Genomic DNA, 26624 nt, shown 5'->3' with positions numbered 1-26624 from the left:
AGCGCGGCGGACGGACCGCAGATGTCGTCGCCGGCGGCGCGCTGCGGGCAGTATGGCCCCATGCGGATCGCGATCACCGGCTCGACCGGGCTCATCGGCACGGCGCTCGTACACTCCCTGCGCACGGACGGCCATGAAGTCGTCCGACTCGTACGGCGCGAGCCCACGGCCGCCGACGAGGTGCGCTGGAACCCCGCGGGCGGGCAGGTCGACACCGCCGGGCTGACCGGCTGTGAGGCGGTCGTCCATCTCGCCGGCGCCGGTGTCGGCGACCACCGCTGGACGGCGGCGTACAAGCAGGAGATCCGCGACAGCCGGGTACTGGGCACCCGCACCCTCGCCCAGGCGCTCGCCTCGATGGACACCCCGCCCCGGGTCTTCGTGTGCGGCAGCGCGATCGGCTACTACGGCGACACCGGCGACCGGCGTACGGACGAGAGCGCACCGGCCGGCGCGGGGTTCCTGCCGGAGGTCTGCGTGGCCTGGGAGGACGCCGCGAAGCCGGCGCAGGACGCGGGCATCCGCACCGTCTTCGCCCGCACCGGTCTGGTCGTGGCCCGTTCCGGCGGCGCCTGGGGCCGGCTCTTCCCGATCTTCCGGCTCGGCCTGGGCGGGCGGCTCGGCGACGGCAGCCAGTACTGGAGCTTCATCTCCCTGCACGACCACATCCGGGCGCTGCGCCACCTCATCGACACCGAGGAGCTGAGCGGGCCGGTCAACCTCACCGCCCCGGAACCGGTCACCAACCGCGAGGTGACCGCCGTGATGGGCCGCGCGCTGAACCGGCCGACGCTGTTCACCGTCCCGGCGCCGGTGCTGCGGATCGCCCTGGGGGACTTCGCCGAGGACGTGCTCGGCAGCCAGCGGGTGGTGCCGCGGCGGCTGCTGGAATCCGGGTTCGCCTTCGATCATCCGCGCATCCTGGAAGCGGTGCGGGCCGCCTAGGAGGCGTCCAGGCGGGGTAGACGCCCGGGTCCCGCGGGAGCCGTGGCCAAGGGCGCTCCGACGCGCCCCGGACGCCCCCTGCCGTACGGGCCGGCGCCTCCCTACCGTCCTCGCACACACCATCGGCATCCCGCGCGGCGGCACTGGGCATGACATCGGTGCGCCGCCGCTGGGACCGACCTCCGGGAGGGCATGTGCCGCGCATCGCATCGACCGTGGACGTCGTCATCGTGGGAGCCGGGCCGGCCGGTCTTGCCGCCGCCCGCCATCTGACCGGCGCGGGAGTGTCGGTCACCGTGCTGGAGGCCACGGAACGGATCGGCGGCCGGTCGGCCACCGACCGGCTCGACGGCTTCCGGCTGGACCGCTGCGGCCGCCCGCTGGCCGTCTCCGGCGCCGAGCTGCGCCGCACCCCGGGCCTCGGCGATCTGACGCTGCGTCCGTTCGCGTCCGGCCTGAGCGTCCACAACGGCCAGCGCAAGCAACGCATCAGCGCACCCCGGAGCACAAGGGGCGCACTTTCCGCGGCGCGCGCCCTCTTGCGCGCCGACCGATGTCCTCCGCAGCACACCGAGCACCGCACCGACCGCACCACCCCCGCCGCCCCGCCCCCGGACCGCCCGATCCGCGACGCCCTCGCGGGCCGTCCCGCCTTCCCGCCCCGCACCCATGACGCGTTCCTGCGGCCCCTGCTGGGCGCCCTGCTGTGCGATCCGCAGCTGCGCGGCTCCAGCCGTGGGGCCGCCGCCGCGCTGCGCGCCTTCGCGCACGGACGGCTGTGGCTGCCGGCCGGCGGCGCCTGCGCCGTGCCCGACCTGCTCGCCGCCGGGCTGCCGCCCGGCACGGTCCGTACGTCGGTGCGGGTCACCTCCGTCTCCACCACGGGCGTCCACACCGCCGAGCACGGCCGTATCCCCTGCCGGGCGGTGCTGGTGGCGACCGGCGCGCGGGACGCGGCCGAACTGCTGCCGGGCCTGCGGGTGCCCGCCTTCCATCCGGTGGCCGTCCTGCACCACACCGCGGGGGCGGTATCGGCGGGCCGCGCCGCGCCGTCCCGCGACACGGCGCTGATCCTGCCGACGGACGGCCCGGTCGGTTACACCTACCTCGCCGGCGCGATCGATCCGTCCCGTACGCCGCCCGGCCGGTCCCTGATCACCACGACCGTGCTCGGCGCCGCGGCGGCGCTGCCGCTGTCCGTCCTCGACAAGACGGTCCGGCCCCAGCTGGAGCGCGTCCACGGGGCGCGGACCGACGACTGGCGGCTGCTGACCGCCCATCAGGACCCGTACGCGGTACCGGCGATGACGGCCCCCTACGACCCGGAGCGCACCGTGCGCGTGCTGTCCGGCCTCTATGTGTGCGGCGACCACCGCGACACCAGCACGCTCCAGGGCGCGCTGAACTCGGGCCGCCGTGCCGCCCGCGCCGTCCTCCAGGACTTCGGGCTGCCGACGCTCACGACGGAGCCGGACACGCTGCGCGCGGCGGCCTGACCGGCTCGACCGGACCGCCGCGCACCGCCCGGCTCACCCGAGCGCCGCCACCCGTTCCCGGTACCCGCGCACCGCCGCCGCGTCCCGGTACGGCTCCAGGCGGCGCTCGAACTCCCTGACATACTCGTGGGCCCGTACGGACCGCATCTCGGAGGCCTGGAGCGCCGCCTCGGCGCCCAGCGTGCAGGCCTGCTCCAGCTCGCCCAGGCCCAGCCGCGCGGTCGCCAGCACCACCCGGCAGAACAGCCGGCTGCGGGCGAACCCGGCGGCGCGCAGCTGCAGGGAGCGCTCGGCGTGCTGGGAGGCCGCGCGGTACTGCTGGAGATCGCGATGGCAGTGCGCCAGCTCGTCGGCGAGCTGCGCCTCGTCGAAGAAGCGGGCCCAGTACGGGGTTTCGTCGCCGGGGCGGGCGGTCTCCAGCGCCCGCTCCGCGCGGGCCAGCGCCGCCGTGCAGGCCCGCACCTCGCCCATGACGCCATGGCCGCGCGCCTCCGCGGAGTGCAGCAGCGCCTGGACGGCGGGCGGCGCGCTGGAGCCGATGCCCTGCTGGGCGACGCGCGCCAGCTGGACGGCCTCCCTGCCGTGCCCCAGATAGACGGCCTGCCGGCTCATCGTCACCAGGACGTAGGAGCCGTACGCCCGGTCGCCGGCGGCCTGCGCCAACCGCAGTGCCTGCACGAAGTACCGCTGCGCCAGGCCGTGCGCGGCGATGTCGTACGAGGTCCAGCCCGCCAGCCTGGTCAGGTCGGCGGCGGCCGCGAACAGCCGGCGGCCGGTGGTCTCGCCGTAGGTGCCGCGCAGCATCGGCTCGGTCTCGTGCTCCAGATAGCGCACCAGGGCCTGTCGGGCGTGGCCGCCGCCGTAGGCGTGGTCCAGCGCCCGGAACAGCTCGCCGACCGAGCGCAGCGCGGCGATGTCGCCGGAGGTGACCCGCGCGCCCTCGGTGCGGTCGACGCGGTCGGTACGGCGCTGGCGCGGCACCGAGGCCCGGCTGCCCTGGACGGGCACCCGGCCCGATCCCTCTCCGGCGGGCTCGCCGCGGGCGACGCGGTCGTCGGGGCGGCCGATCAGCCAGTCCCGGCTCGGCACCACGAGCCCGGCCGGGGTGAAGGCGATCTTGCGGAGCTCGGCGTGGCTGCCGGAGTCCTTGCGCCACAGGCCGCTGACGATGTCCACCGCCTCGCTGGGGGTGGAGGCGAATTCCAGCCCGGCGTACACCGGCGCGCAGGCGTCCAGCCCGAGGTCCTGGGCGGACAGCCGGCGCCCCAGCCGGCGGGTGAACACCTCGGCGATCAGTGCCGGGGTGGTGCCGCGCGGCTGCTGGCCGCGCAGCCAGCGCGTCACCGAGGTCTTGTCGTACCGGAGGTCGAGGCCGTGCTCGATGCCGAGCTGATCAACCCGTCTGGCCAGTCCGGCATTGGAAAACCCCGCCTCGGCGATGAGCGCGGCGAGCTGGCGGTTGGGTGTGTGGTGCGGGGGTCGGTCCGTCATCGGCTTTACCGGTCTCCTGCCTTCCGGGCCGGGCAGCCGGGTTCGGCGGACCCTGTCCGGCATGCTCATCGCCCTTGTGGAACGGCGTGAATGTAACGGCCTTCGGAGCCTTTCTCGCCGCCTGCGCCACGCGTTCATCCGATCGTGTGAGCAGGGACGGGGTCCGAAGGGTGGCAGGTACACCGGCCGCCTGAAGGGTCCGGATTCGGTCGCCGTACAGTGGCATGGGCGCGAAACCATCGGAAGTGCATCAGCGTTGCAGCAAGAGTGCAACAAAGGTTCGAAGAGGAGCTGCCGTGACTGCGATCTCTCGGGGGGAGACCCCCGCACCCGAGGGGCTGCGCTTTGTGCATCTGGGCTTCGGAGCGGACGCCGTGGACTACGAGTCCGCCTGGCAGGAACAGCGCCGGGTGCACGCCGCCCGGTTCGCCGACGAGGTGCCCGACACCTGTCTGCTGCTGGAGCATCCGCCGGTGTACACCGCCGGCCGGCGCACCACCGACGACGAGCGCCCCCTGGACGGGACCCCGGTCATCGACGTGGACCGCGGCGGGAAGATCACCTGGCACGGGCCCGGCCAGCTGGTGGGCTACCCCATCCAGAAGCTCCCGCGCCCGGTCGACGTGGTCGCCCACGTCCGCCGGCTGGAGGACGCCCTGATCCGCACCTGCGCCGAGTTCGGCGTCGAGGCCAGCCGGGTCGAGGGCCGCAGCGGGGTGTGGGTGCTGGGCGACGCCGTGGAGGAGCGGGCGGGGCTCGGCGGACTGCAGCTGGACTTCGATCCGCGGGTGACGGACGAACTGTTCGACCCGCGGCTGAACGGCCCCGAGTACGCGCCGTCCAACGCCGGCCAGCGCCGCGAGGACCGCAAGCTCGCCGCGATCGGCATCCGCGTCGCCAAGGGCGTCACGATGCACGGCTTCGCGCTGAACGTGAACCCGGACAACACCTCGTTCGACAAGATCGTGCCGTGCGGCATCCGGGACGCGGGTGTCGCCTCGCTCGCGGGCGAGCTGGGCCGCGAGATCACCATCGCCGAGGTGCTGCCCGTCGTCGAGAAGCACCTGCGGGACGTCCTGGAGGGCGCCGAGCTGCTGCCGCGGGTGGTCTGACCGTACGGCCACCGGCGAGGAACCCCCGGCGACCACCGGGAATGCGGCCCCGCCCCATGGGGTTGCCCCGCACGTAAAGACGTGCGAATTGACGGGCGTACCCTGGTGTACGCCAAGGAAACGAAGTCGTAGGGAGCCGGACGTGTCCGCAGTCGCACCCGACGGACGCAAGATGTTGCGCCTGGAGGTCCGGAACAGCCAGACCCCCATCGAGCGCAAGCCCGAGTGGATCAAGACGCGGGCGAAAATGGGTCCGGAGTACAACGCCCTGCAAAAGCTCGTGAAGAGCGAGGGCCTGCACACCGTCTGCCAGGAAGCGGGCTGTCCGAACATCTACGAGTGCTGGGAGGACCGCGAGGCCACGTTCCTCATCGGCGGCGACCAGTGCACCCGGCGCTGCGACTTCTGCCAGATCGACACCGGCAAGCCGCAGGCCCTCGACCGCGACGAGCCGCGCCGGGTCGGCGAGTCCGTCGTCACGATGGACCTGAACTACGCCACGATCACCGGCGTCGCCCGCGACGACCTTGAGGACGGCGGCGCCTGGCTGTACGCCGAGACGGTGCGCCAGATCCACGCGATGACGGCGGAGCGCGCCGAGGGCTACACCAAGGTCGAGCTGCTCATCCCCGACTTCAACGCCGACCCCGACCAGCTGGCCGAGGTCTTCTCGTCCCGCCCCGAGGTGCTCGGGCACAACGTCGAGACGGTGCCGCGGATCTTCAAGCGGATCCGTCCCGGCTTCCGGTACGAGCGCTCCCTCGAGGTCATCACCAAGGCCCGCGAGGCCGGCCTGGTCACCAAGTCCAACCTCATCCTGGGCATGGGCGAGACCCGCGAAGAGGTCAGCGAGGCGCTGCGCGAGCTGCACGCGGCGGGCACCGAGCTGATCACCATCACCCAGTACCTGCGTCCCACCCCGCGCCACCACCCCGTCGAGCGCTGGGTGAAGCCGGCCGAGTTCGTGGAGCTGAAGGAGGAGGCCGAGGAGATCGGCTTCTCCGGCGTGATGTCCGGCCCGCTGGTCCGCTCCTCCTACCGCGCCGGCCGCCTCTACCAGCAGGCCATCGAACGGCGCGAGGTCGAGGCGTCCAGTCAGGCGGTTTGAGTTCCCCGGCGCGCCGTCTTGTGAAACGTGGCACATGCTTGAGGACGCGGCCCGCACTCCCCCAGGACGGGGGGCGTGGCGGGCCGCGTCAACGTTTCATTGGTGTTTGACCGGCAGGTCATCCGTTGGTAACACCTTTCCGTGACGATGGATGCACGCACCGTTCACGCACCCTCTCCTGCTCCTGCGAACGCCAGAAGGAGTCACCCACCATGCAGGCCGCGCCGCTCCGCGCCACACCAGCCCTCCCCCGTCCTTCCGTCACCGGTGCACTGCGTGCCGTCGAGGCCGTGCTGATGCGCGGCGGGCAGCGCACCGCCCGCCGCAACGCCTGGACGTCGGTCCTGGAGGACCGCCGCCGCGCCAAGGACCGGTACGAGGCCGAGTACGTACTGGAGGCCGCGGCGACCCGTCGCCCGCACGCCACGTAGACTGCGCTGTATGGCGAGGAAGGTAAACGCTGAGGGCGCTGCCGGCGCTGCCGGCGCTGAGAACACCGGGCGGCTCAAGCAGATCGCCCTGACCTACAAGATGACCCGTCGGGTCGACTCCAAGGTCGGTCTTGTCGTCGCTGGTGTAGGCATCGTCGTATTCGGCGTTCTCCTTGCCATCGGCTTCCTGATCGGCCACCCCATCTACGCGGGCATCCTGGGCTTCGTACTGGCCTTCCTCGCGATGGCGATCGTCTTCGGACGGCGCGCCGAGCGAGCTGCCTTCGGGCAGATGGAGGGCCAGCCCGGTGCGGCGGCGGCCGTGCTGGAGAACGTCGGGCGCGGCTGGACGGTCACCCCCGCGGTGGCGATGAACCGCAGCCAGGACGTGGTGCACCGCGCCGTCGGCAAGGCCGGCATCGTGCTGGTCGGCGAGGGCAACCCGAACCGTCTTCGCGGCCTGCTGGCCGCCGAGAAGAAGCGGATGGCGCGCACCGTCGCGGACGCCCCGGTCCACGACATCGTGGTGGGCGACGGCGAGGGCCAGGTGCCGCTGAAGAAGCTCCGTACGACCCTGCTGAAGCTCCCGCGCGTCCTGCCGGGCGCCCAGGTCACGGCCGTCAACGACCGGCTGCGTGCGCTCGGCGACCTGATGAGCAACATGCCGGTGCCGAAGGGCCCGATGCCGAAGGGCATGCGGATGCCCCGGGGCGGCGGAAAGACGCGCTGAACCGCGCGACTCGTATACATCGAAACGGGTGGGCCCGGGACCTTCGTGGTCCCGGGCCCACCCGTTTTCTCCCGCGTCTGGGGCGCCTCTCCCTTCCGGGGGCTTCGAGGCCGCTAGATCCGGACCTGTACGGCGCGCGCGAGACGGTCGTGCAGCCCCCGCCCGTCCCGGTCCCACACCACCGCCGGGATGACCACGACCAGCAGGGCCGTGCGCAGCACCACCCACGGCAGCGAGATCCGGCCACCGCCCTCGGCGACCACCCGCAGGCCCAGCAGCCGCTTGCCCGGCGTGAAGCCGACCGTGCCGACCGTCAGCACACTGAGCACGGCGAAGACCACCAGGGCCCAGTTGCTGGCCGACTGCGCCTTGCCGCCGCTGAGCAGTCCGTAGGCGATGAGCATGCACAGCGCCCAGTCGATGAAGAGCGCGGCGAAGCGGCGCCCGGGGCGCGCGAGGGACCCCGGTCCCTGCTCCGGCAGCCCGAGCCGCTGCCCGCGGTATCCGAACTCGACACCCATGTCCTCGGCTGCCGCGCGGGGCCCGGAGATCCACGATCCGATTGCTTGCCTGTTGTCCACCCGTCCACGGTACTGCGACCGCATACGTTCGCTTCGCGGAGGGCGGGCACCGGCCGGTGGAGGGGCCGCGGGGAGTACGGAAGGCGGCCGACACCGCCACACCCGCATTACGCCGTTTTGCCGCACACTAGGGGATATGACCCACCGCGCGGCGGTTAACCTCGGCGAAACAAATGGGTCATGCTTGGGAAATCCCGCCTGCCTATGGTCGGGCGAGCGCGCCTCTGCAGATGGTCGCGTTCCGAGTAGCAATCCCGCGTCCGCCGACCGGTGACCGGGCTAGGAGGAGTTGGATGTTCCAGAACGCCGACGAGGCCAAGAAGTTCATCGCGGACGAGGACGTCAAGTTCATCGATGTCCGTTTCTGCGACCTGCCCGGTGTGATGCAGCACTTCACGATCCCGGCGAAGGCGTTCGACCCGGCCGAGGAACTCGCCTTCGACGGCTCCTCGATCCGCGGCTTCCAGGCCATCCACGAGTCCGACATGGCGCTGCGCGCCGACCTGTCGACGGCCCGCGTGGACCCGTTCCGCCGCGACAAGACCGTCAACATCAACTTCTTCATCCACGACCCGATCACGGGCGAGCAGTACAGCCGCGACCCGCGCAACATCGCCAAGAAGGCCGAGGCCTACCTCGCCTCCACCGGCATCGCGGACACCGCGTACTTCGGCCCCGAGGCCGAGTTCTACGTCTTCGACTCGGTGCGCTTCAACACCACCTCGAACGAGGGCTTCTACCACATCGACTCCGAGGCCGGCGCCTGGAACACCGGCGCGGTCGAGGACAACCGCGGCTACAAGGTCCGCTACAAGGGCGGCTACTTCCCGGCCCCGCCGGTCGACCACTTCGCCGACCTGCGCGCCGAGATCTCCCTGGAGCTGGACGCCGCCGGCCTGCAGGTCGAGCGCCAGCACCACGAGGTCGGCACCGCCGGCCAGGCCGAGATCAACTACAAGTTCAACACGCTGCTCGCCGCCGCCGACGACCTGATGCTCTTCAAGTACATCGTGAAGAACGTCGCCTGGCGCAACGGCAAGACCGCGACCTTCATGCCCAAGCCGATCTTCGGTGACAACGGCTCCGGCATGCACGTCCACCAGTCCCTGTGGCAGGGCGGCGCGCCCCTCTTCTACGACGAGCAGGGCTACGCGGGCCTCTCGGACACCGCCCGCTACTACATCGGCGGCATCCTCAAGCACGCCCCGTCGCTGCTGGCCTTCACCAACCCGACGGTGAACTCCTACCACCGCCTGGTCCCCGGCTTCGAGGCCCCGGTCAACCTGGTCTACTCCCAGCGCAACCGCTCCGCGGCCATGCGCATCCCGATCACGGGCTCGAACCCGAAGGCCAAGCGCGTCGAGTTCCGCGCGCCGGACCCGTCCTCGAACCCATACCTCGCCTTTTCCGCCCTGCTCCTCGCGGGCCTGGACGGCGTCAAGAACAAGATCGAGCCGGCCGAGCCGATCGACAAGGACCTCTACGAGCTCGCCCCCGAAGAGCACGCGGGCGTCCCCCAGGTCCCCACCTCCCTCCCGGCGGTCCTCGACGCCCTCGAGGCCGACAACGAGTACCTCCAGCAGGGCGGCGTCTTCACCTCCGACCTGATCGAGACCTGGATCGACTACAAGCGCACCAACGAGATCGCCCCGATCCAGCTGCGTCCGCACCCGCACGAGTTCGAGCTGTACTTCGACATCTAAGAACCCCACAGGCCAGAGCCGCACTTCGCTCGCCTGGGCCGGTTGTAGGCCGTCGGCCGCGTTCTTCCCGCTGGGAAGGCGCGGCCGGCGGCCGTTTTCGTGGGGGTGGGTGCGGTGGTGTCAGGGCCGGCCCAGGAGCTGGGCGCCGGCGGTGGTGTCGGTGCGGGCGGTGAAGTAGTCGGTGAAGGCGCGCAGGAACTCGTCCTCGGTGATCCGGCCGTCGCCGTCGGCGTCGAGTTGGCGGAAGCCGTGGTTGAGTTCGGCGGGGTGGACGCGGGAGCCGCCGAAGAGGACGCGGTACTCGTCGGCTCCCACATGGCCGCTGCCGTCGGTGTCCGCGGCGCGGAAGAGGGCCCGTAGCGCCGTGTGCAGGCCCTTGTGCAGGTAGTCGGGGTCGCGGTCGGCGCCGGCGACCATGGCGGCGGTGAACTCGGCGCGGCTGACGCGGCCGTCGCCGTCGGTGTCCATGGTGGCGCGGATGTGCTGCCACCAGGTGTCGAAGCCGGCGTACACCTCGCCCTCGGCCGCCTCGTCGAGTTCGAGCTGCCAGCAGACGTTGTGCGCCATGGCCTGCAGGTCGGCGGAGGTGAGGTACCCGTCGCCGGTCTGGTCCAGGACCTGCCGGAAGAACGCCTCCGCGCGCGCCCGCGGCGAGCCGCCGCGGTTGCGCCGGGGCCGCGGCACCCGGCCGGTCGCCGGGGTGTCCGCGCCGCCGTCGCCGGTTCGGGCGGCGGCCGGTCGGGCGGCGGGGACGCCGGTCGGGGGGATGCGGTAGCGCAGCCGGTCGGGCAGGCGCGTCATGGCCTGGCGCATGCCGCGGTGGAGTGCCCAGGACAGCGCGGCGGCGCTGCGGGTGCGGGGCAGGTCGAAGCGCTCACGGAAGGCGGGGGGCAGGTCGGCGAGGGTCAGGGCGGCCAGGAAGCGGGCGATGAGGCGGCGCAGCAGCGGCCAGGCCGGCCCGAGGCGTCCCAGACGGCGGGGCGCCGGGGCCTGGCGCAGCATCGTGAACAGCAGGTCGTGCACGGCGTCGCTGTACTCCAGGCGTTCGCGGATGACGCGGTCCATGTAGGCGGGCACGTCCGCGGCGGTCTTCGGGAACAGCTCGTCCGGCAGGCCGAACTCGGCGCACACGGCGCGGAACTCGGCGTACAGCCCGTCGAGTTCGGCGGGGCTCATGGGGTCGCCGGACAGCTCGCGCATCGCCGTCATCGACTCGTACAGCGTCACCAGCACCCATACCCGCACGGCCGGGTCCAGCGCCGTGAACGGCCGGCCCTGGTCGTCGGTGCCCTCGATGCGGCGGTGCGTACGCTCCAGCCGGGCGATCTCCCGGCGCAGGCCCTCGCGGTCGGAGAAGAACAGCCGCTCGCCGCTGTCCATGGTGTGCTCCATCCGCCGCCAGGGATGCGCCCGGTAGGTCGAGAACCGCGCGGCGCCGGCGGCGACGGCCGGATCCGCGTTCTGCAGCACCAGCAGCCGCCATGCCACCAGGGCGATGCGCTTCTCCGCGAGGGTGCGGCGCAGCAGGGATTCGGGGGCGGTGTGGGCGGAAGGGGTCACTGGCGTCTCCTGGGGGGTGTGAGGCGTCCGTGCGCATGATCGGATAGGCGCATCGCGGTACAAGTAACGTCCGGGTGGGCCCGCGGAGACGCTTTCGGCCGCCAAACCACTCGTCAGGGCGGAGCGGCACCGGGGCGGTCGGGGACGCGGCGGTCGGCACGTCGGGGGGCGGCGGCGCGCGGGGCCGGTGGAGTGGGTGTCCGGGCAGGCGGCTCCCGGCGGGGCACAATGGCGCTATGCCCGAATTGCCGGAGGTCGAGGCGCTCGGCCGGTTCCTCGACGCTCACCTGGCCGGGCGGACCGTGGACCGTGTCCACCCGGTCTCCGTCCATGCGCTCAAGACCTACGATCCGCCCCTCGGTGCCTTTGAGGGCCGGACGTTCGACGGTGCGGGGCGGCACGGCAAGTTCCTGGACCTTCGGGCGGGGGAACTCCACCTGGTCGTCCACCTGGCCAGGGCGGGCTGGGTGCGCTGGAGCGACCGGGTGCCGACGGCGGCGCCGCGCCCCGGCAAGGGACCGCTGGCGCTTCGGGTGCGGCTCGCCGACCCTCCCGGTGCGGGCTTCGACGTGACCGAGGCCGGGAGCCAGAAGCACCTCGCGGTATACGTCGTCACCGATCCGCGGGAGGTCCCCGGGATCGCGCGGCTCGGCCCCGACCCCCTTTCCGGGGCCTTCACCCTGGCGTCGTTCGCCGGCGTGCTGAACGGGGAACGCCGCCAGATCAAGGGCGTGCTGCGTGATCAGAGCGTGCTGGCCGGCGTCGGGAACGCCTACTCCGACGAGATCCTGCACGCGGCGCGGATGTCCCCGTTCAAGCCGGCCTCCGGGCTCCATGAGGAGGAGGTGGCCCGGCTGTACGAGGCGATCGGCGCGACGCTCACCGACGCGGTCGAGCGGTGCCGCGGACTGGCGCCGGGGGAACTCAAGGAGGCGAAGCGGAGCGGTCTTCGGGTCCACGGGCGGACGGGAGAGCCCTGCCCGGTCTGCGGCGACACGGTCCGCGAGGTGTCCTTCAGCGACTCGGCGCTGCAGTACTGCCCCACCTGCCAGACCGGGGGCAGGGTCCTCGCGGACCGGCGGCTGTCCAGGCTGCTGAAGTGACCGGGCCGGCGGGGCCGCCGCCGGTCCCGGTGCGGGGTGGCGGCGGCCCGTCGGCTCCGTGCGGGGTGCGGGGTGTGGGGTGTGGGGTGCGGCGGTCAGTTCCCGGACCGGTCGGATGCCAGCAGGTCGCGCAGTTCGTCGATGGCCTGGCGGAGGTGGTCGGCGAAGCGGTGCATCTGGTCGGCGACCGGCAGGGGCGTGCTCAGGTAGAGGTGGAAGCGTTCGGGGAGCAGGACGTAGGCGACGCCGATGCAGCGGCTGCTGGTGGAGCCGAAGCCGAAGTACTGGATGTGGGTGGAGGGGGCGGAGCTGGTGCTGAGGTAGTCGTCGCGCAGGGTCAGCCAGCCGGGGGTGCGGTAGAGGGCGGGCTGCTCGGCGAGGCCGAGTTCCGGACCGCGGCGGCGCTGGATGAGTTCCAGCTCCCACAGGTGCTGTTCGGGTGCGTCGCCGGCCTGGCACTCCTTGGCGCGGGTGACGTGTGCTCGGGCCGCGGTGTGCAGTGCGGCGCGGCGGGCGTCGGGATCCGTCGCCGGGTCCTCCATGGCGGCCACGAATTCGACGATCTCGGGGGTGACGACGCGCATCGCCTCGGTGCGGCCGCGGCGCCACTGCCGGGTGGCGATCGACTCGTAGGTGGCGCCCAGGCGTCCCTTGGCGCGCTGGTGGGCGAGTTGGTAGGCGAGCTGGACGAAGGCGTCCGGGGAGACGCCGAGGGATTTGGCGGTCCGGGCGCCGAAGTCGTCGAAGGAGACGGTGCGGGTGGCGGTGTCCGCGCCGTACTGCGCGAACGCCTCGGCGGCGGAGCGCACCTGGGCGCGCAGGGCGTCGTCCAGGTGGAAGGTGATCGGCCGGCGGGCGGGCACGCCCTGGGAGCGGGCGCCGGAAGCCCGGGAGTGCTCCTCGGCCGGGGTGGCCAGCAGGGCGTCGACGAAGCTGAGGATGGTGGTGCCGTCCAGCTCGCAGTGTTCGACGTTGATGCCCGCTCGGCCGTCGGCGAAGACGACGAAGGAGACGGCCTTGTCGAACCAGCGGTTGCCGCGGTCGCCGTAGAGCAGTTCGTCGCAGGTCTGCTGGGTGTCGGCGGGGGCGAAGTCCTCCAGGCAGACGCAGAAGAGGGCGGTCTCGACGTCGTCGAGGGCGTCGGCGTTGCGGGGGTGGTGCGCGAGCAGGGACGCGCGGGCGGCGGCCCACTCGGCGCGGGCCATGGTGGTGAGGTGGCCGACCGGGGCGTCGGCGCCGGCCGGCTCGCCGTCGTCGAGTACGGCGCGCAGTCCCGCCCGCAGGTCGTCCAGGCCGTACGGTGTTCCGTCCGCGCCGAGTACGTCCAGCTTGACCATGCCGCCCCGGAAGAAGACCACGATGTGGCGGGCGTCGGACGGGCCCGGCCACTGCGGGGTGTACGGGGCGCGGACGGTGTCCTGCTCCGCGCCGGGGATGCGGGTGGTGGAGAACAGGTACTTGTTCTGCTCCATGGTCTGCGGCACACCGCGCTGGACCACGGGAGGGATGAGCTCCTGGTCGAGCCGGTGCTTGTAGTGCAGGGCGGCGGCGATCAGGCCGGCGGCCCGCTCCACCTGCGGATCCGCCGGCGGCTGGGCCGGCGCGGCGTCCTGGAAGAGGAAGAAGAAGTTGGCGTTGAGCGCGATGCGGTCCCGGCGGCCCAGATAGCGGTACGGCCAGAAGGTGTCGAGCCAGCTGTGGACGCCCTCGGTGGCGTCGTACTCCTCCAGCGCCGCCTGGAGCACCCGGCCGGGGCCGCCGGGGCGCAGGTAGGCGGCCACTTCGGCCTCGGTGGCCGCCAGCTCGTCGGCGGTCAGCAGCGGCGCGCACCAGGCGAGAAACCGCTCGCAGCTCTCCTCCAGGGAGGGCAGCGGCACCCGCGGGAGGCTGTCCTCCAGCGCGAAGGTGGGTGTGGAGCCGGTGGCGGGGGCGGGCGGAGCGGTGGGCGTGGTCGGGGTGGGTGCGGCGCCCTGACTGTTGGTCACGTACGGTCTCGATTCGGGTTGTCGGTGGGTGCGGGGGCGGGGACCGGGGCGTGTTGCGGGGTGCGCCCCGAGGGACCTGACAGAGCCTGCTCCTCGGGGGAGGCGAACCGGAGGCGTTTGAACTGCTTTTGGCCGGCGCTAATCCAGCAGGCGGTCGCTGCGCACCGCCCGGTCCTCGGCCGCCAGGTGCTCGGGGCACACCCGGCCGAAGAGCTGCCGGGTGCGGGCCACGCTGCCGATGACACCGGGGCGCTCGCTGTAGGCGAAGATCGCCGAGTGGCGGGCGACCTCGCCGTGGACGGGGCTGACCCGGTGCAGCGCGTAGCGGCCCTTGAACAGCTGCAGGTCGCCGGGCCGGAGGGGGAGGCGGTGTATCAGCCGCTCGCCGCGGCCGTGCAGGACGTCCCGTACGTCGTCGAAGTGCTCGTCCTGCGCGGACCTGATGTTCGGGCAGTACTCGAAGACGCCGCCGGACTGCGCGTCCTGGGTGAGCATGCTGACGGTGAACTCGTTGGTGTCGAAGTGCCAGGGGTGCTCCTTGCCGGGCTCGACGACGTTGAGGACGAGCCCGGAGAGCGGGTCGGCCAGCTCGTGCAGCTGCGGCAGCCGGAAGCAGCGGGCGACGAACTGCTGGAACGCCGGGTCGGAGTAGAGCCGGCTGATGAGCGAGCCCGCGGGGATGCGGTCCCGGGCCACGAAGGCGTTGCCCCGCTCGAAGGCCGTCCGGCCCGGGTGGTCGGCCGGCAGGTCGGTGTCGACGGCGATGTTGTAGACGTTGACCGTTTCCACGTCGAAGTGCGCCCGGGGGGCGAGGGCGGAGCACTCCTCGCGCAGCACCTCGCGCAGCGACGGGTGGATGAAGTCCGGCAGCACGGTGCAGCCGAGGGTCTCCAGGTCGCGCCGGGCACGGGACACCAGGGCCCGCCCCTCGTCGCTCTCCGGTTCCGACAGCGGGTAGCGCGCGGTGTCGACCACCTGGTCCAGCGTCGGGGTCGTGGCGTGCAAGGTGCTCATGGGTTCCTCTCGCGTGCTCACCGGCCAACCTCGGCCGGATGTACGGCCGTTCGGTCGGCTCGTGCGGTAACTGCCGTGCCAAGAAGCTCAGTTGAGCGCAGTCGAAACTGCCATATCACCTGCGGTGCTGTCTGTGACAAGTCACACGATCGGGTGCCGCATAGCCGTGGCGGGGTGGCGACGCGCCGCGGCCAGGGGACCTGACGAAGGGCCGTGAGGCGCCCTCGAAGACCGCGGGAGCCCTTCGCCGCGGCTTCGCGGGGCCGCCGGCGACCGTCGGCCAGGCATCTCCACAAGATCCACACCTCCACTTTCGAGTGAAGGGGTTCCGCCATGTGGGCGTCCCACGTGTACCTTCAGGCGCACCCGCTTAGCAGCGGGCATGGCAATTGTCAGCGACACAGCGGAAGTTGCATAAACACCTTGAGCAAGCTGAGCTTCTCCTTCGCCACCCTCGCGGCGCTGTCCCTCCTGGCCGCGCTCATCGCGGCGACCGCCGTGGAACAGGCGGCACCGGCCCCCCGTCAGCAGTTGGCGGGCGGCGCGGTCACCGGCAAGCAGGTGATGTGGTGAGGCTGCGGAGGGCGGTTCCCGGTCAGGACCCGATGGCGGTCGGGAGGGTCAGCAGCCGGTCGAGGTCCGCGGCCTCCGTGGTCGCGCCGAGCTTGCGGTAGAGGGCCAGCGCGCGTTCGGCGTACGGGCGGGCCGCGTTGATGTCCTGTACGCGCAGGAGGGTGCGGGCGATGCCCGCCAGGGCGTGGGCGGAGCCGAGGGGGAAGCTGAAGGTCTGCGCGATGTGCAGGCCGTTGCGGTAGGTCTCCAGGGCGGGGCCCGGCTGCCCGGCGGAGCGCAGGGTGTCGGCGATGCCGATCAGGGCGCGGTGCCGCTCGTAGGGGCTGTCGATGCGGCGCGAGACCTCCTCGGCGGCGCGGAAGTGCGCCAGGGCCTCGTCCGTGCGGCCGGACTCCACGCAGGCGGCGCCCAGGCTGGTCAGGGCGTTCACCTCGCCGACCGCGTCGCCCCGGGCCCGGTGGCTGGCCAGGGCCCGGCGGAAGCAGACGCGGGCCGGGCCCGGCTGTCCGGTGACCCGGTAGACCGTGCCCAGGTTGGTGTCGAGGATGGCGAACTCCTGTCGCCCGCCGAAGCGGCGGACCTGGACCAGGGACTGCTCGTAATGGCGGCGTGCCTCGTCGTACATGCCCTCCGCGAAGTAGATCTCGCCGATGTTGTTGAGCGCCTTCGCCTGGCCGTGGGCGTCGTCGAGGTCCCGGTGGATCGCCAGCATCTCCTCGAAGCGCCGCATCGCCTCGGTGTACTCGGCGCCGAAGATGAGCGCGGCGCCCTGCACGTTGAGGCTCTCGGCCACGCCGTAGCGGTCGCCCGCCCGGCGGTAGAGGTCCAGGGCCCGGTCCATCTCCCGTAAGCACCTCTCACCCCGGCCCGCGGCGAGATGGGCGCGGGCGGTCTCGAAGAGGGCGTCGGCGCGGCCGTGGGTGTCGTGCAGCTCCTCGAAGAGCCGCCGGGCCTCGGACGCGCAGCGCAGTGCCTCGCCGTGGTTCTCCTGGGCCAGCACGCCCGCGCGTTCCACCAGGGTCTGGGCGAGCGCCAGACGGTCGCCCCCGGAGCGCAGGGCGCGCTCCGCGGCGGCGGCGAGTTCGGCGGTGGTGTCCCGCGCTCCCCACAGTCGCAGGGAGTAGGCCAGTACGTGGAAGAAGAGGACGGCGAAGTCCGGGAACTCGCCGGCCGCCGTGCGGGCCACGGCCAGGAGGTTGGCGCACTCCACGCTGAGCCACACCGACGCCGCGTCGGCGGGGGCGCCGGCGGCGGTGTCGGTGAAGTCCGATGCGTACGGCGAGGTCTGCTCGGGTCCGATGGGGCGCCGGCGGCGGCGCGGGTGGGCGAGGCGGTCGGCGCGGTCCGCGGTGGTCAGGTAGTACGCCATGAGGCGGCGCAGCGCGTCGCGGCGGGCCGGCCCGGAGTCCTCGCGGCAGGCCAGCCGGCGGCCGAACGCCCGCGCCAGGTCGTGCAGTTGGTAGCGGTCCCGGACGGGTTCGTCGAGCAGATGGCGGTCCAGCAGCTGGTCGGCCGCCTGGCGGACCTCGGCCGGGTGCGCGGCGCACAGCGCGGTCGCCGCCGCGAGGGTGAGGTCGGGGCCGGGGTGCAGCGCCAGATGCCGGAAGAGCCGCTGTGCGGGGGCGTCGAGATCGGCGTAGCTGAGCCGGAAGACGGCCGCCACCCGCTCGTCGAACTCGTCCAGGCGGTCGGTCGCGTGGGCCAGGCGGTGGGCGACGTACTCCAGGTCCCAGGTGTCCCGGTGCCGGAAGCGGCTGGCGAGGAGCTGGACCGTCAGCGGGTGGCAGCCGCACAGTTGTACGACGCGGCGCAGCGCGGCGGTGTCGGAGGCGCGGGTGCCGCCCACGATCCGGGCGAAGAGCGCACAGGCCTCCGAGACCGGCAGCACGTCCAGGTGGAGGGGGGTCGCGCCGTCCAGCTCGGTGAGGCGGTTGCGGCTGGCGACGATCGCGCAGCAGGTCGCGGTGCCCGGGAGGAGCGGGAGCACCTGCTCCGCGTCCCGGGCGTTGTCGAGGACGACGAGCACCCGGCGGTGCGCGGTCCACTCCCGCCAGCGGGCGGCCCGCTCGTCGAGGGTGTCGGGCAGCGGCTCGGCCACACCGGCGCTGCGCAGCAGGGACGCCAGCGCCTCGGCCGGTTCGTACGGCGGCTGGTCGCTGTAGGCGCGCAGGTCCAGATAGAACCCCCCGTCGGGGTAGTCCGGGCGCATCCGGTGCGCGGCGTGGACGATCAGTGTCGACTTGCCGACACCCGGCATGCCGTGGACGACGGTCAGGGGCAGGGCCGTGTCATGGGCGTCCTGGGACGGGCCGCCGAGCAGCAGGCGCAGTTCGCTGCCGCGCCCGGTGAAGTCCCTGGTGTCGCGCGGGAGGGTGCTCCCCCCTCCCCTGGCGGCCGCGGGGCTCCCCGGGCCGTCCGGCTCCTCGGCGGGTGCCGGGGCGGGCCCGGGGGGCGCGGCCGGGCCGGCTAAGAGGAGGGTGGGGTCCTGCGCGAGGATCCGGCGCTGCAGCTCCCGCAGTTCCGCTCCGGGATCGATGCCCAGCTCCTCGCGCAGCCGGCGGCTGGTGCCGCGGTAGAGGGCCAGTGCCTCGCCCTCCCGGCCGCAGCGGTACAGGGCCAGCATCAGGGCGGCGACGGCCTGCTGGGCGAGCGGGCTGCGGGAGACGATCTCGTGCAGCTCGCCGATGAGGTCGGCGTGCCGGCCCAACTCCAGTTCCAGCCGGATGCGTTCCTCGCGCACCCGCCGGTGGTCCTCTGTCAGCCGGGCACGGGCGGCGAGCGCCCAGTCGCCGGCGAACTCCGCGAACGGCTCCCCGCGCCACAGGGCCTCGGCGGTGTGCAGCAGCCCGACGGCGAGTTCCCGCTCGCCGCGCCGGGCCGCGGCACGGGCGTCCCTGCGGAGCCGCTGGAGCCGGGTGAGGTCCACGTCGTCGGCGTGGTGGACGCGCAGTCGGTAGCGGCGCGGGGAGGGGCGCTCCACGCGCGCCAGGTCGCCGACGGCGCGGCGCAGTCGGGAGCGCAGTCGCGACAGATAGCTGTGCAGTGTCTCCACGGGGGTGCCGGGGAGGGCGTCGTCCTCCCAGACGTGGGCGACGAGGGTGTCGACGGCGACCGGGTCCCCCTGCGCGTACAGCAGGGTGGCCAGCACACAGCGCTCCTTGGGTGAACCGAGTGTGTGCTGACGGCCCTGGTGCCACAGCTCCAGAGGTCCCAGCGTCAGAAGTTCCACCATCGCCCCCCGGATGGTTCTCCTGCTTCCTGCCGCCCCGGCAGTTCCCGCGCAGGTGCACGGTGCATCCGATTCACTGTTGCGGCCGGGCCGGATCAGCCGGAGGGTGCGGGCCGGGGCGCACTGTCGCGCGAGGGGCGCACATGCCCCGTGCAGCTGTCAGCGGCGGCTTGCAGTTCGCCTGCAAGGTTTTTGCAACCCCGGCTGCAAGGATCCGCGGGCAGTCACCTCACCAGGACCCGATCAACTCAGAGAGGGAACGGGGGAGTTCACGTGAGTGTGACATGGGGGGACATCGACCGGCGCCATGTGCCGCTGCGCCTGGATGTCGACCGCTGGGCCACCCGCCGGGTGCGCAGGAGCGTGCTGGCGGTGGTGCACACCGTCACCGCCGGGCAGCGGCTGCTGGAGGCGGTGCAGCTCTTCGACGGCGATCCCCGGGTGCAGGTGGTCTTCACCGCGGCGCCCGACGTCTTCAGCCATGGGGTGGACGCCTTCCTGGAGGACACCGGGGCCCTGGTGCTGCCCTGGGGCCAGGCCGTCCAGACCCGGTTCGACCTCGCGCTGGCCGCCAGCCACGGCGGTCTGCACGAGCTGCACGCCCCGGTGATCGTGCTCCCGCACGGCGCCGGGTACAACAAGTTGGTCTCCGCGCCCGCCGACCGCCGCGGGCTCCCGGCGGTCGCGGCCGACCGCGGGGTGTACGGGCTGAGCCGTCAGCGCCTGGTCAGGGACGGTGTGGTGGTGCCCGCGGCGATCGTGCTCGCCCATGAGGAGGAGCTCGGCCGGCTGGGGCGGGAGTGCCCGGAGGCGCTGGCCGCCGCGGAGGTCGTCGGGGACCCCTGCTTCGACCGCATCACCGCGAGCCTGCCCTCCCGCGCCCTGTACCGGGAGGCGCTCGGCACCGGCGCCCGCCAGGAGCTGGTGCTCATCTGCTCCACCTGGGGGCCCGACTCCCTGCTGGGGCAGGAGTGGGAGCTGCTGGAGCGGCTGGTCGCCGATCTTCCCGGGGACGAGTTCCGGATCGCGGTCCTGCTGCACCCGAACGTCTGGAACGCCCACGGCGAATGGCAGATCCGCAGCTGGTTCGCCGGGCTGGGGCGCCGCGGCGTCAGCCTGATCAGCCAGTACGCCGACTGGTGCGGTCCGCTCGTCGCCGCCGACTGCATCGTCGGCGACCACGGTTCGGTGTCGCTGTACGGGACGATGACCGGCGCGCGGATCCTCACGGCGGGGGCGGCGGCGGTGGAGCTGGCGCCCGGCTCGCCGATGGCCGAGCTGCACTCCCTGGCCCCCCGGCTCCGCGCCGACCGGCCGCTGCGCAGGCAGCTGCGCCGGGGCGCGGCCACCCACCGCGCCGACCGCTATGCGCGCATCGCGGCCCGGATCACCTCGGAGCCGGGGCGCTTCGCACGGCGGATGCGGGCGCTGATCTACCGCAAGCTCCGGCTGCGGGCACCGGCCGCCCGGCTGTGGCAGGAGCCGGCGGCGCTGCCGGTCACGGTGCGGTACGGCGGCGCGCCGGGCGGGGTGGTGGCGTCATGAGCACGCTGCGGCTGGCGCTGACCGGGCCGGGGCTCGCGGGCTCCCGGGCGTGCACCGCTACCGGTACCGGAGCCGACACCGTCGCCGTCACCCTCTCCGTGGACGTCTCCGTTTCCGCGCCCGCCGCCGACGCGGGGTGCGTCCGCGCGGCCCAGGGAGCCGTGCACCGTGTGCGGGTCGGTCTGCTGCTGCCGGGCTCCGGGCGGCCGGTCGTGGACCGTCATCTGCGCGTACGCACCCCGGCGCCACGGCCCTGGCCGCGGCTGGCCGACGTACTGGCCGTGCCGGGCGCGGACGCCGCGGCGGCCGGGGACGTGGCGGGGCGCCATCCGGGCGCCGCGGTGGTGGCCGTGTACCGCGACGGCGAGCGGTGCGGACTGCGGCTCGGCGGGCCGTACGGCTCCGGCGGTGCGCTGCTGTCGCTGGGAGCCGGACGCGCGGCCGGGATCTGCTGGGAGACCTGGGCCTCGCTGGCGCACGCCTGGCTGGTGGCGGGGCTCTCGGTGGCGGGCCTGGCCTCGGCCACGGTGCGCGTGATCCGGCGCCCGGTGCCGTGGGGTCAGTCCGGGGCGGTGTCGCCCAGCATCGCCAGCCGCTCGCGCACCGCGGCGGCGGGCCCGGGGCGGTCGACGGACAGGTAGAGGTCCAGCGCCTCTTGGTAGCGCCTTCGGGCCAAGTCCGGTCGTCGGAGCTGCTCGGCGGCCTCGGCCAGGGACTCCAGGGCCCGGGCCGCCTCGTAGTCGGCGGCGACGCCGCGCAGCACGGCCAGCGCCTCGGCCAGATGACGCTCCGCCTGCTCGGGCGCGCGGCGGCGGAGGGCGACCCTGCCGAGCAGCAGGGTCGCCCGCGCGGCGTTGTACGGATCGTCCGCCGCCAGCAGCGTCGTACGCGCCGCGTCGGCGTCGGCGGCCGCCCGGTCGAGCCGGCCGGTGGCGAGGGCGACATCGGCCGCGTTCAGCCGGGCCAGCCCGCCGGCCCGGATGTCTCCGCAGGCGGGCAGCTCGACGGCGGCCCGGGCGAACAGGTCGGCCGCCTGCGCGAGCCGGCCGGCCCGTTGATGGGCCAGTCCGCGGTAGTTCAGCGTCCGGGCCCCGCCCAGTGCGTCACCGCGGGCGGCGAAGGTCCGCGCCGCCTGCTCGAACATCTCCAGCGCGCGGTCGAAGCCGCCGCTGCCCAGCTCCCCCAGGCCCCCGGACGTGAGCATCCGGCACTCGGCCGCGGTGTCCCCCGCCTCCCGTGCCGCGGCGAGCCCCGCGGCGTGGACGGCGCGCCAGTGGTCGTAGTGCTTGCGCCGGGGGAAGAGCGGCCACATGGCGTCGGCGAGCTGCCAGCTGACCGATCCCAGGCCCGCGGTCCGCGCGCGGTGGATCACGGCCGTCAGGTTGTCCAGTTCGCGCTCCAGCCAGTCCAGCGCCGCCTCGGCGCCCTCCCCCAGCTCCTCGGTGACCACGGGGTCCGGGCCGAAGGTGCGCGGCAGGCCGTCCCGCCGCGGGTCGGTGATCTGCTCGACGCGTGCGGCGGTGGCCAGGTAGTGGTCCGCGATGCGCCGTAACGCCGCGGTCCGCTGCGCCGGGGTCGCCTCCTCGGCGGCCTTGGCGGCGGCGTGCAAGCGCACGAGGTCGTGGAAGCGGTAGCGGTCCTCGCCGACGTCGATCAGCAGATTCCCGTCGTGCAGCACGTCCAGCAGCTCCAGGGCGTCGGCCCGCTCCGGGCCCGGGGCCGGGGCCGGTTCCAGGCCGCCCGACCCGGCCAGTAACGCCTGCGCCACGGCGCTGCCGAACTCCCTTCCCGGGTGCAGGCCGAGCAGCCGGTAGAGCCGGGCCGCCGCGCTCGGCAGGCTCTGGTACGACAGGTCCAGCACACCGCGCACGCTGAGATCGCCGTCGATGGCCAGCTCGTCCAGCCGCCGCCGCTCCTCGGTCAGCGCCCGGACCATCGTGGTGATCGGCCGCTGCGGCCGGGCCGCGAGCCGGGCGCCGACGACCCGTATCGCCAACGGCAGACCGGCGCACAGGCCCGCCAGGGTGCGGGCCTCGTCCGGGTGGTCGGCCACCCGGTCGTCGGCCAGGGTGTCCGCCAGCAGCTCGACCGCCGCCTCCAGGCCGAGCGGCTGCAGATGGACCTGGTGGCAGCCTTCGAGGGTCAGCCCGGACAGCCGCTGCCGGCTGGTGACCAGGGTGACGCTCGGCCCGCCCGGCAGCAGCGGGCGCACCTGGGCGGCGGTCGCGGCGTCGTCGAGGAGCACCACTATGCGCAGCTCGGCGGTCAACGAGCGGTAGAGCGCGGCGCGTTCCGCGATGCCGGACGGCACCGCCTGCGGGGGCACGCCCAGCGCGCGCAGGAAGCGGCTGAGCACCTCCGCCGGCTCGGCCGGGCCGTGCGGCGACTGCGCACCGAGGTCGGCGTAGAGCTGGCCGCCGGGAAAGTCCGCGCGCAGGGTGTGCAGCCAGGCGAGCGCCAGGGCGGTCTTGCCGACCCCGCCCAGTCCGCTGACCGCGGCCAGGCAGGAGTGCCCCTCCCGCACGGCCTGTGCGCGGTGGCGCTCCAGGAGCGTCAGTTCGGCCGTGCGGTCGGTGAGCGCGACGGCCGGCGGAAGCTGCCAGAGCACCTGCGGTACGGCCGGCGCGGCGGCGCGGATATGGATGCCGCCGTGGACGGTTCCGGCCTGCACGCTGGGGCCGTGGACGACCCCGTTCACCTCGTTGTGGCTCTCCCTCTCCCGGTCATGCCCGCGCACGCGTCCCCCTCCGCCGTCACCCCGCCGGCCGGTGACCGGCCGGTTCCCCCAGGAGCAGTATTTCCGCACCGGCTGGGGGCAACCAGGGCGCCGGACGGCGGGCACCGCCGCTTTATGCAGCCGGACACGGCGGGGCGTCGGCGCCCAGTCGCCTCGCTCACAGTTTTTGCAACTTGTTGCATAACCACGACGGCTGGTCTACAACGGTGCGTACCGTCCACCGCACAAGGAGGCCCCCATGAGCCCCACGACCCCGTATCCGCACCTGATGAGCCCGCTCGACCTCGGGTTCACCACGCTCCCCAACCGGGTGCTCATGGGGTCGATGCACATCGGCCTGGAGGAGGCCGAGAACGGGTTCGCGCGGATGGCCGCCTTCTACGCCGCCCGCGCCCGGGGCGGCGTCGGCCTGATGGTGACCGGCGGGATCGCGCCGAACGACGCGGGGCGGCCGTACGAGGGCGGGGCCAAGCTGACCACGCAGGAGGAGGCGGCACAGCATCGGACCGTGACCGAGGCGGTGCACGCCGCGGGCGGGCGGATCGCGATGCAGATCCTGCACTTCGGGCGGTACGCCTACCACGCCGACCTGGTCGCCCCGAGCGCGATCCAGGCGCCGATCAGCCCCTTCACCCCGCACGCGCTCACCGACGACGAGGTCGAGCAGACCGTCGAGGACTACGTCCGGGCGGCGGAGCTGGCCCAGTCCGCCGGGTACGACGGCGTCGAGGTCATGGGCTCGGAAGGGTATTTGATCAACGAGTTCATCGCCGGGGCCACCAACCACCGCACGGACCGGTGGGGCGGCTCGTACGAGAACCGGGTGCGCTTCCCGCTGGAGATCGTGCGCCGCATCCGGGAGCGCGTCGGGACGGACTTCATCCTGATCTACCGGCTGTCGATGCTGGACCTGGTCCCGGGCGGCTCGACGCTGGAAGAGGTGGTCGCGCTCGCCAAGGAGATCGAGGCCGCGGGCGCGACGATCATCAACACCGGGATCGGGTGGCACGAGGCCCGCATCCCGACCATCGCGACGTCGGTGCCGCGCGGCGCCTACACCTGGGTGACCAAGCGGCTGATGGGCTCGGTCTCGGTTCCGCTGGTGACCAGCAACCGGATCAACACCCCCGAGGTGGCCGAGGAGCTGCTCGCCGACGGACGGGCCGACATGGTCTCGCTGGCCCGGCCGTTCCTCGCCGATCCGGACTTCGTCGGCAAGGCGAAGGAGGGCCGGGCCGAGGAGATCAACACCTGCATCGGCTGCAACCAGGCCTGCCTCGACCACACCTTCAGCGGACAGATCACGTCCTGCCTGGTCAACCCGCGGGCCTGCCACGAGACCGAGCTGGTGCTCGCGCCGACCCGGCGGAGCAAGCGGCTCGCGGTGGTCGGCGCCGGTCCGGCGGGGCTGGCCTGCGCCGTGTCCGCCGCCGAACGCGGCCATGACGTCACGCTGTTCGACGCCGCGCCGGAGATCGGCGGACAGCTGAACATCGCCAAGCGGGTACCGGGCAAGGAGGAGTTCGACGAGACGCTGCGCTACTTCCGTACGCAGCTCGCGCTGCGGGGCGTCAAGGTGCGGCTGAACTCCCCCGTCGCGGCCGGCGACCTCGACGCCTACGACGAGGTGGTGGTCGCCACGGGTGTCACCCCGCGCGTCCCGGAGATCGAGGGGATCGACCACCCGAGCGTCGTCAGCTACCTCGACGTGCTGCGCGACGGCGCCCCGGTGGGCGAGCGGGTCGCGATCATCGGCGCGGGCGGCATCGGCTTCGACGTCGCGGAGTTCCTGACCGACACCGGGGAGGGGGCGAGCCAGGACCCGGAGACGTACTTCCGCGCCTGGGGCGTGGACACGACCTACGGCGAGCGCGGCGGGCTGCGGGCGCCCGAGCGGACCAAGGCGCCCCGCCAGGTGCACCTGCTCCAGCGCAAGGCCTCCAAGGTCGGCGCCGGCCTGGGCAAGACCACGGGCTGGATCCACCGTACGGAGCTGCGGCACCGGGGCGTGACGATGACCGCCGGGGCGACGTACGAGCGGATCGACGACGAGGGGCTGCACCTCACGGTCGACGGTGCGTCCGCCACGCTCGCCGTGGACACGGTCGTGCTGTGCACCGGGCAGGAGCCGTGCCGGGAGCTGTACGAGGAGCTGCGGGCGCAGGGCCGGGCGGTGCATCTGATCGGCGGGGCGGACGTCGCCGCCGAACTGGACGCCAAGCGCGCGATCAAGCAGGGGACGGAGCTGGCGGCGGCGCTGTGACCTACCGCCGCGTCCTGGGGCGGGCCCGGTTCCCAAGGCCCGCCCCAGGATGCGGCCAGACCCTAGGATTCCCCCATGTCCCTCCCGCACGCGATCCTCACCGCCCTGCTTGAGAAGCCGTCGTCGGGGCTGGAGCTGACCCGCCGGTTCGACCGGTCGATCGGCTACTTCTGGCCGGCCACGCATCAGCAGATCTACCGCGAGCTGGGCAAACTGGAGCAGGCCGGGTTCATCCGGGCGCTGCCGTCCGAGCAGCCGTCCCGGGGGCAGAAGAAGGAGTTCGAGGTGCTGCCCGCGGGGCGCGCGGAGCTGGCCACATGGGCGTCCGGCGAGCAGGACGAAAAGCCCGTCCGCAACGCGCTGCTGGTGCGGCTGCGGGCGGCAGCGGTGGTGGGGGACGCCGGCCTCGATGCCGAGCTGCACCGCCATCTCGCGTTGCACCGGCGGCAGTTGGCGGAGTACGAGGAGATCGAGGGGCGCGACTTCGACGCCGCGACGGAGCCGGAGGACCGGCTGCGGCGGCTGGTACTGCGGGCCGGGATCGGGCTGGAGACCTTCTGGGTGCAGTGGCTGGAGGAGGCGCTGGCGGAGGTCGCGGACATGACGCCGGGCGAGCGGCCCGGGGAGTGAACCCCGAACCGCCCGCCGGACCCCGTCAGCGGATGTCGTGCCTCAACGGACGCCGTGGATCAGCAGATGCCGTGACCCAGGGCGCCCAGGGCGCGCACCGGATGGATCAGCAGTTGTCGTAGATCAGGGCGCGGACCAGGCGGCAGGTCGTGTCGGAGGGGCTGTGCACCCCGATCTCCGCGGCGGTGCTGCGGATCTTGCGGTTGTGGGCCTGCTCGGGGCGGTAGACGCCGGTGTCGAGCAGGGCTATGGCCAGACGCATGGCCTTCAGGCGGCGGTTGTGGGATTCGTACCGCTCGCGCGGCCATCCGGCGGGCAGCGGCTTCTTGGGCAGCGGGTGGGCCGGGAGAGGCTTCGTCATGAGTGTGGCAGCGGCCATCGGCGACCT

21 protein-coding genes are annotated in these 26624 nt (G+C 73.3%); 13 read left to right on the top strand and 8 right to left on the bottom strand.

Features of this window, described 5'->3' with window-relative positions:
* Positions 1 to 60 precede the first annotated feature (60 nt).
* Together ACFWZH_RS27360 and ACFWZH_RS27355 are read left to right on the top strand one after the other, a co-directional pair.
* Positions 61 to 945, top strand: coding sequence for a TIGR01777 family oxidoreductase (locus tag ACFWZH_RS27360; protein WP_384436614.1), 885 nt, complete (start codon positions 61 to 63; stop codon positions 943 to 945).
* 194 nt (positions 946 to 1139) lie between these two features.
* A complete protein-coding gene (locus tag ACFWZH_RS27355; RefSeq protein ID WP_384436611.1) occupies positions 1140 to 2441 on the top strand; it encodes an NAD(P)/FAD-dependent oxidoreductase in 1302 nt (433 codons plus the stop codon).
* Between the two features lie 33 nt (positions 2442 to 2474).
* Here the strand turns inward: ACFWZH_RS27355 and ACFWZH_RS27350 are convergent, their stop codons facing one another.
* Entirely contained in the window at positions 2475 to 3932 is a 1458-nt protein-coding gene (locus ACFWZH_RS27350) for a regulator (RefSeq protein ID WP_384436608.1), read from the bottom strand.
* 296 nt (positions 3933 to 4228) lie between these two features.
* Here ACFWZH_RS27350 and lipB point away from each other — a divergent pair, with 296 nt between their 5' ends.
* From lipB to ACFWZH_RS27330, 4 genes are all read left to right on the top strand, one after another.
* Positions 4229 to 5044, top strand: coding sequence for a lipoyl(octanoyl) transferase LipB (gene lipB, locus ACFWZH_RS27345; RefSeq protein ID WP_384436605.1), 816 nt, complete (start codon positions 4229 to 4231; stop codon positions 5042 to 5044).
* A gap of 142 nt (positions 5045 to 5186) precedes the next feature.
* Complete coding sequence (locus tag ACFWZH_RS27340; protein WP_384436602.1) at positions 5187 to 6152, top strand: lipoyl synthase; 966 nt, start codon at positions 5187 to 5189, stop codon at positions 6150 to 6152.
* Between the two features lie 212 nt (positions 6153 to 6364).
* Positions 6365 to 6583, top strand: a complete 219-nt coding sequence (locus tag ACFWZH_RS27335; RefSeq protein WP_384436599.1) for a hypothetical protein — start codon at positions 6365 to 6367, stop codon at positions 6581 to 6583.
* A 10-nt stretch (positions 6584 to 6593) separates the two neighbouring features.
* Positions 6594 to 7313 carry a DUF4191 domain-containing protein gene (locus ACFWZH_RS27330; protein WP_384436596.1) on the top strand — a complete coding sequence of 240 codons (720 nt, stop codon included), beginning with the start codon at positions 6594 to 6596 and terminating at the stop codon, positions 7311 to 7313.
* A 113-nt stretch (positions 7314 to 7426) separates the two neighbouring features.
* Here ACFWZH_RS27330 and ACFWZH_RS27325 read toward each other — a convergent pair whose 3' ends face one another.
* A complete protein-coding gene (locus ACFWZH_RS27325; protein WP_384436593.1) occupies positions 7427 to 7894 on the bottom strand; it encodes an RDD family protein in 468 nt (155 codons plus the stop codon).
* Between the two features lie 293 nt (positions 7895 to 8187).
* On the opposite strand from ACFWZH_RS27325, the gene glnA reads away from it, so the two are divergent.
* Positions 8188 to 9597 (top strand): type I glutamate--ammonia ligase, encoded by a 1410-nt coding sequence (glnA, locus tag ACFWZH_RS27320; protein WP_384436590.1) that lies wholly within the window; start codon positions 8188 to 8190, stop codon positions 9595 to 9597.
* Between the two features lie 120 nt (positions 9598 to 9717).
* Here glnA and ACFWZH_RS27315 read toward each other — a convergent pair whose 3' ends face one another.
* Positions 9718 to 11157, bottom strand: a complete 1440-nt coding sequence (locus tag ACFWZH_RS27315) for an oxygenase MpaB family protein (RefSeq protein ID WP_384436587.1) — start codon at positions 11155 to 11157, stop codon at positions 9718 to 9720.
* A gap of 236 nt (positions 11158 to 11393) precedes the next feature.
* Between ACFWZH_RS27315 and ACFWZH_RS27310 the strand changes: the two genes are divergently transcribed.
* Complete coding sequence (locus ACFWZH_RS27310; protein WP_384436584.1) at positions 11394 to 12260, top strand: Fpg/Nei family DNA glycosylase; 867 nt, start codon at positions 11394 to 11396, stop codon at positions 12258 to 12260.
* Positions 12261 to 12355: 95 nt separating this feature from the next.
* On the opposite strand, the gene ACFWZH_RS27305 is transcribed toward ACFWZH_RS27310, so the two are convergent.
* A complete protein-coding gene (locus ACFWZH_RS27305; protein WP_384436708.1) occupies positions 12356 to 14158 on the bottom strand; it encodes a choline/carnitine O-acyltransferase in 1803 nt (600 codons plus the stop codon).
* 225 nt (positions 14159 to 14383) lie between these two features.
* On the bottom strand, positions 14384 to 15259 hold the full coding sequence (locus ACFWZH_RS27300) for an arpA protein (RefSeq protein ID WP_384436581.1): 876 nt from the start codon (positions 15257 to 15259) through the stop codon (positions 14384 to 14386).
* Between the two features lie 423 nt (positions 15260 to 15682).
* On the opposite strand from ACFWZH_RS27300, the gene ACFWZH_RS27295 reads away from it, so the two are divergent.
* The gene (locus ACFWZH_RS27295) at positions 15683 to 15832 is read left to right on the top strand and encodes a hypothetical protein (protein WP_384436578.1); all 150 of its coding nucleotides are present in this window, start codon (positions 15683 to 15685) and stop codon (positions 15830 to 15832) included.
* 22 nt (positions 15833 to 15854) lie between these two features.
* On the opposite strand, the gene ACFWZH_RS27290 is transcribed toward ACFWZH_RS27295, so the two are convergent.
* On the bottom strand, positions 15855 to 19064 hold the full coding sequence (locus tag ACFWZH_RS27290; protein WP_384436575.1) for a BTAD domain-containing putative transcriptional regulator: 3210 nt from the start codon (positions 19062 to 19064) through the stop codon (positions 15855 to 15857).
* Positions 19065 to 19334: 270 nt separating this feature from the next.
* Here ACFWZH_RS27290 and ACFWZH_RS27285 point away from each other — a divergent pair, with 270 nt between their 5' ends.
* Complete coding sequence (locus ACFWZH_RS27285; RefSeq protein ID WP_384436573.1) at positions 19335 to 20606, top strand: hypothetical protein; 1272 nt, start codon at positions 19335 to 19337, stop codon at positions 20604 to 20606.
* Positions 20603 to 21247 carry a transcriptional regulator gene (locus ACFWZH_RS27280; RefSeq protein WP_384436570.1) on the top strand — a complete coding sequence of 215 codons (645 nt, stop codon included), beginning with the start codon at positions 20603 to 20605 and terminating at the stop codon, positions 21245 to 21247. The genes ACFWZH_RS27285 and ACFWZH_RS27280 overlap by 4 nt, the downstream gene beginning before the upstream one ends.
* Here ACFWZH_RS27280 and ACFWZH_RS27275 read toward each other — a convergent pair.
* A complete protein-coding gene (locus tag ACFWZH_RS27275; protein WP_384436567.1) occupies positions 21166 to 23343 on the bottom strand; it encodes an ATP-binding protein in 2178 nt (725 codons plus the stop codon). The two genes, ACFWZH_RS27280 and ACFWZH_RS27275, sit on opposite strands and share 82 nt — an antisense overlap.
* Before the next feature lie 238 nt (positions 23344 to 23581).
* Here ACFWZH_RS27275 and ACFWZH_RS27270 point away from each other — a divergent pair, with 238 nt between their 5' ends.
* A complete protein-coding gene (locus tag ACFWZH_RS27270; protein WP_384436564.1) occupies positions 23582 to 25606 on the top strand; it encodes an FAD-dependent oxidoreductase in 2025 nt (674 codons plus the stop codon).
* Between the two features lie 75 nt (positions 25607 to 25681).
* Complete coding sequence (locus tag ACFWZH_RS27265) at positions 25682 to 26236, top strand: PadR family transcriptional regulator (RefSeq protein WP_384436561.1); 555 nt, start codon at positions 25682 to 25684, stop codon at positions 26234 to 26236.
* Positions 26237 to 26342: 106 nt separating this feature from the next.
* Here ACFWZH_RS27265 and ACFWZH_RS27260 read toward each other — a convergent pair whose 3' ends face one another.
* A complete protein-coding gene (locus tag ACFWZH_RS27260; RefSeq protein WP_384436558.1) occupies positions 26343 to 26615 on the bottom strand; it encodes a hypothetical protein in 273 nt (90 codons plus the stop codon).
* Between the last annotated feature and the right edge of the window lie 9 nt (positions 26616 to 26624).

Source organism: Streptomyces sp. NPDC059008, assembly GCF_042749045.1.
In the GTDB taxonomy this organism is placed as follows: Bacteria; Actinomycetota; Actinomycetes; order Streptomycetales; family Streptomycetaceae; genus Streptomyces.
This window is presented reverse-complemented; position numbering and strand designations above follow the sequence as displayed.

Excerpts from the sequence above, each read along its gene's own strand:
- ACFWZH_RS27290 (WP_384436575.1), bottom strand. The coding sequence starts at position 19,064 with ATGGTGGAACTTCTGACGCTGGGACCTCTGGAGCTGTGGCACCAGGGC.
- ACFWZH_RS27270 (WP_384436564.1), top strand. The coding sequence starts at position 23,582 with ATGAGCCCCACGACCCCGTATCCGCACCTGATGAGCCCGCTCGACCTC.
- ACFWZH_RS27265 (WP_384436561.1), top strand. The coding sequence starts at position 25,682 with ATGTCCCTCCCGCACGCGATCCTCACCGCCCTGCTTGAGAAGCCGTCG.
- ACFWZH_RS27350 (WP_384436608.1), bottom strand. The coding sequence starts at position 3,932 with ATGACGGACCGACCCCCGCACCACACACCCAACCGCCAGCTCGCCGCG.
- ACFWZH_RS27360 (WP_384436614.1), top strand. The coding sequence starts at position 61 with ATGCGGATCGCGATCACCGGCTCGACCGGGCTCATCGGCACGGCGCTC.
- ACFWZH_RS27310 (WP_384436584.1), top strand. The coding sequence starts at position 11,394 with ATGCCCGAATTGCCGGAGGTCGAGGCGCTCGGCCGGTTCCTCGACGCT.
- ACFWZH_RS27335 (WP_384436599.1), top strand. The coding sequence starts at position 6,365 with ATGCAGGCCGCGCCGCTCCGCGCCACACCAGCCCTCCCCCGTCCTTCC.
- ACFWZH_RS27300 (WP_384436581.1), bottom strand. The coding sequence starts at position 15,259 with ATGAGCACCTTGCACGCCACGACCCCGACGCTGGACCAGGTGGTCGAC.
- ACFWZH_RS27280 (WP_384436570.1), top strand. The coding sequence starts at position 20,603 with ATGAGCACGCTGCGGCTGGCGCTGACCGGGCCGGGGCTCGCGGGCTCC.
- ACFWZH_RS27260 (WP_384436558.1), bottom strand. The coding sequence starts at position 26,615 with ATGGCCGCTGCCACACTCATGACGAAGCCTCTCCCGGCCCACCCGCTG.
- glnA (WP_384436590.1), top strand. The coding sequence starts at position 8,188 with ATGTTCCAGAACGCCGACGAGGCCAAGAAGTTCATCGCGGACGAGGAC.
- ACFWZH_RS27330 (WP_384436596.1), top strand. The coding sequence starts at position 6,594 with ATGGCGAGGAAGGTAAACGCTGAGGGCGCTGCCGGCGCTGCCGGCGCT.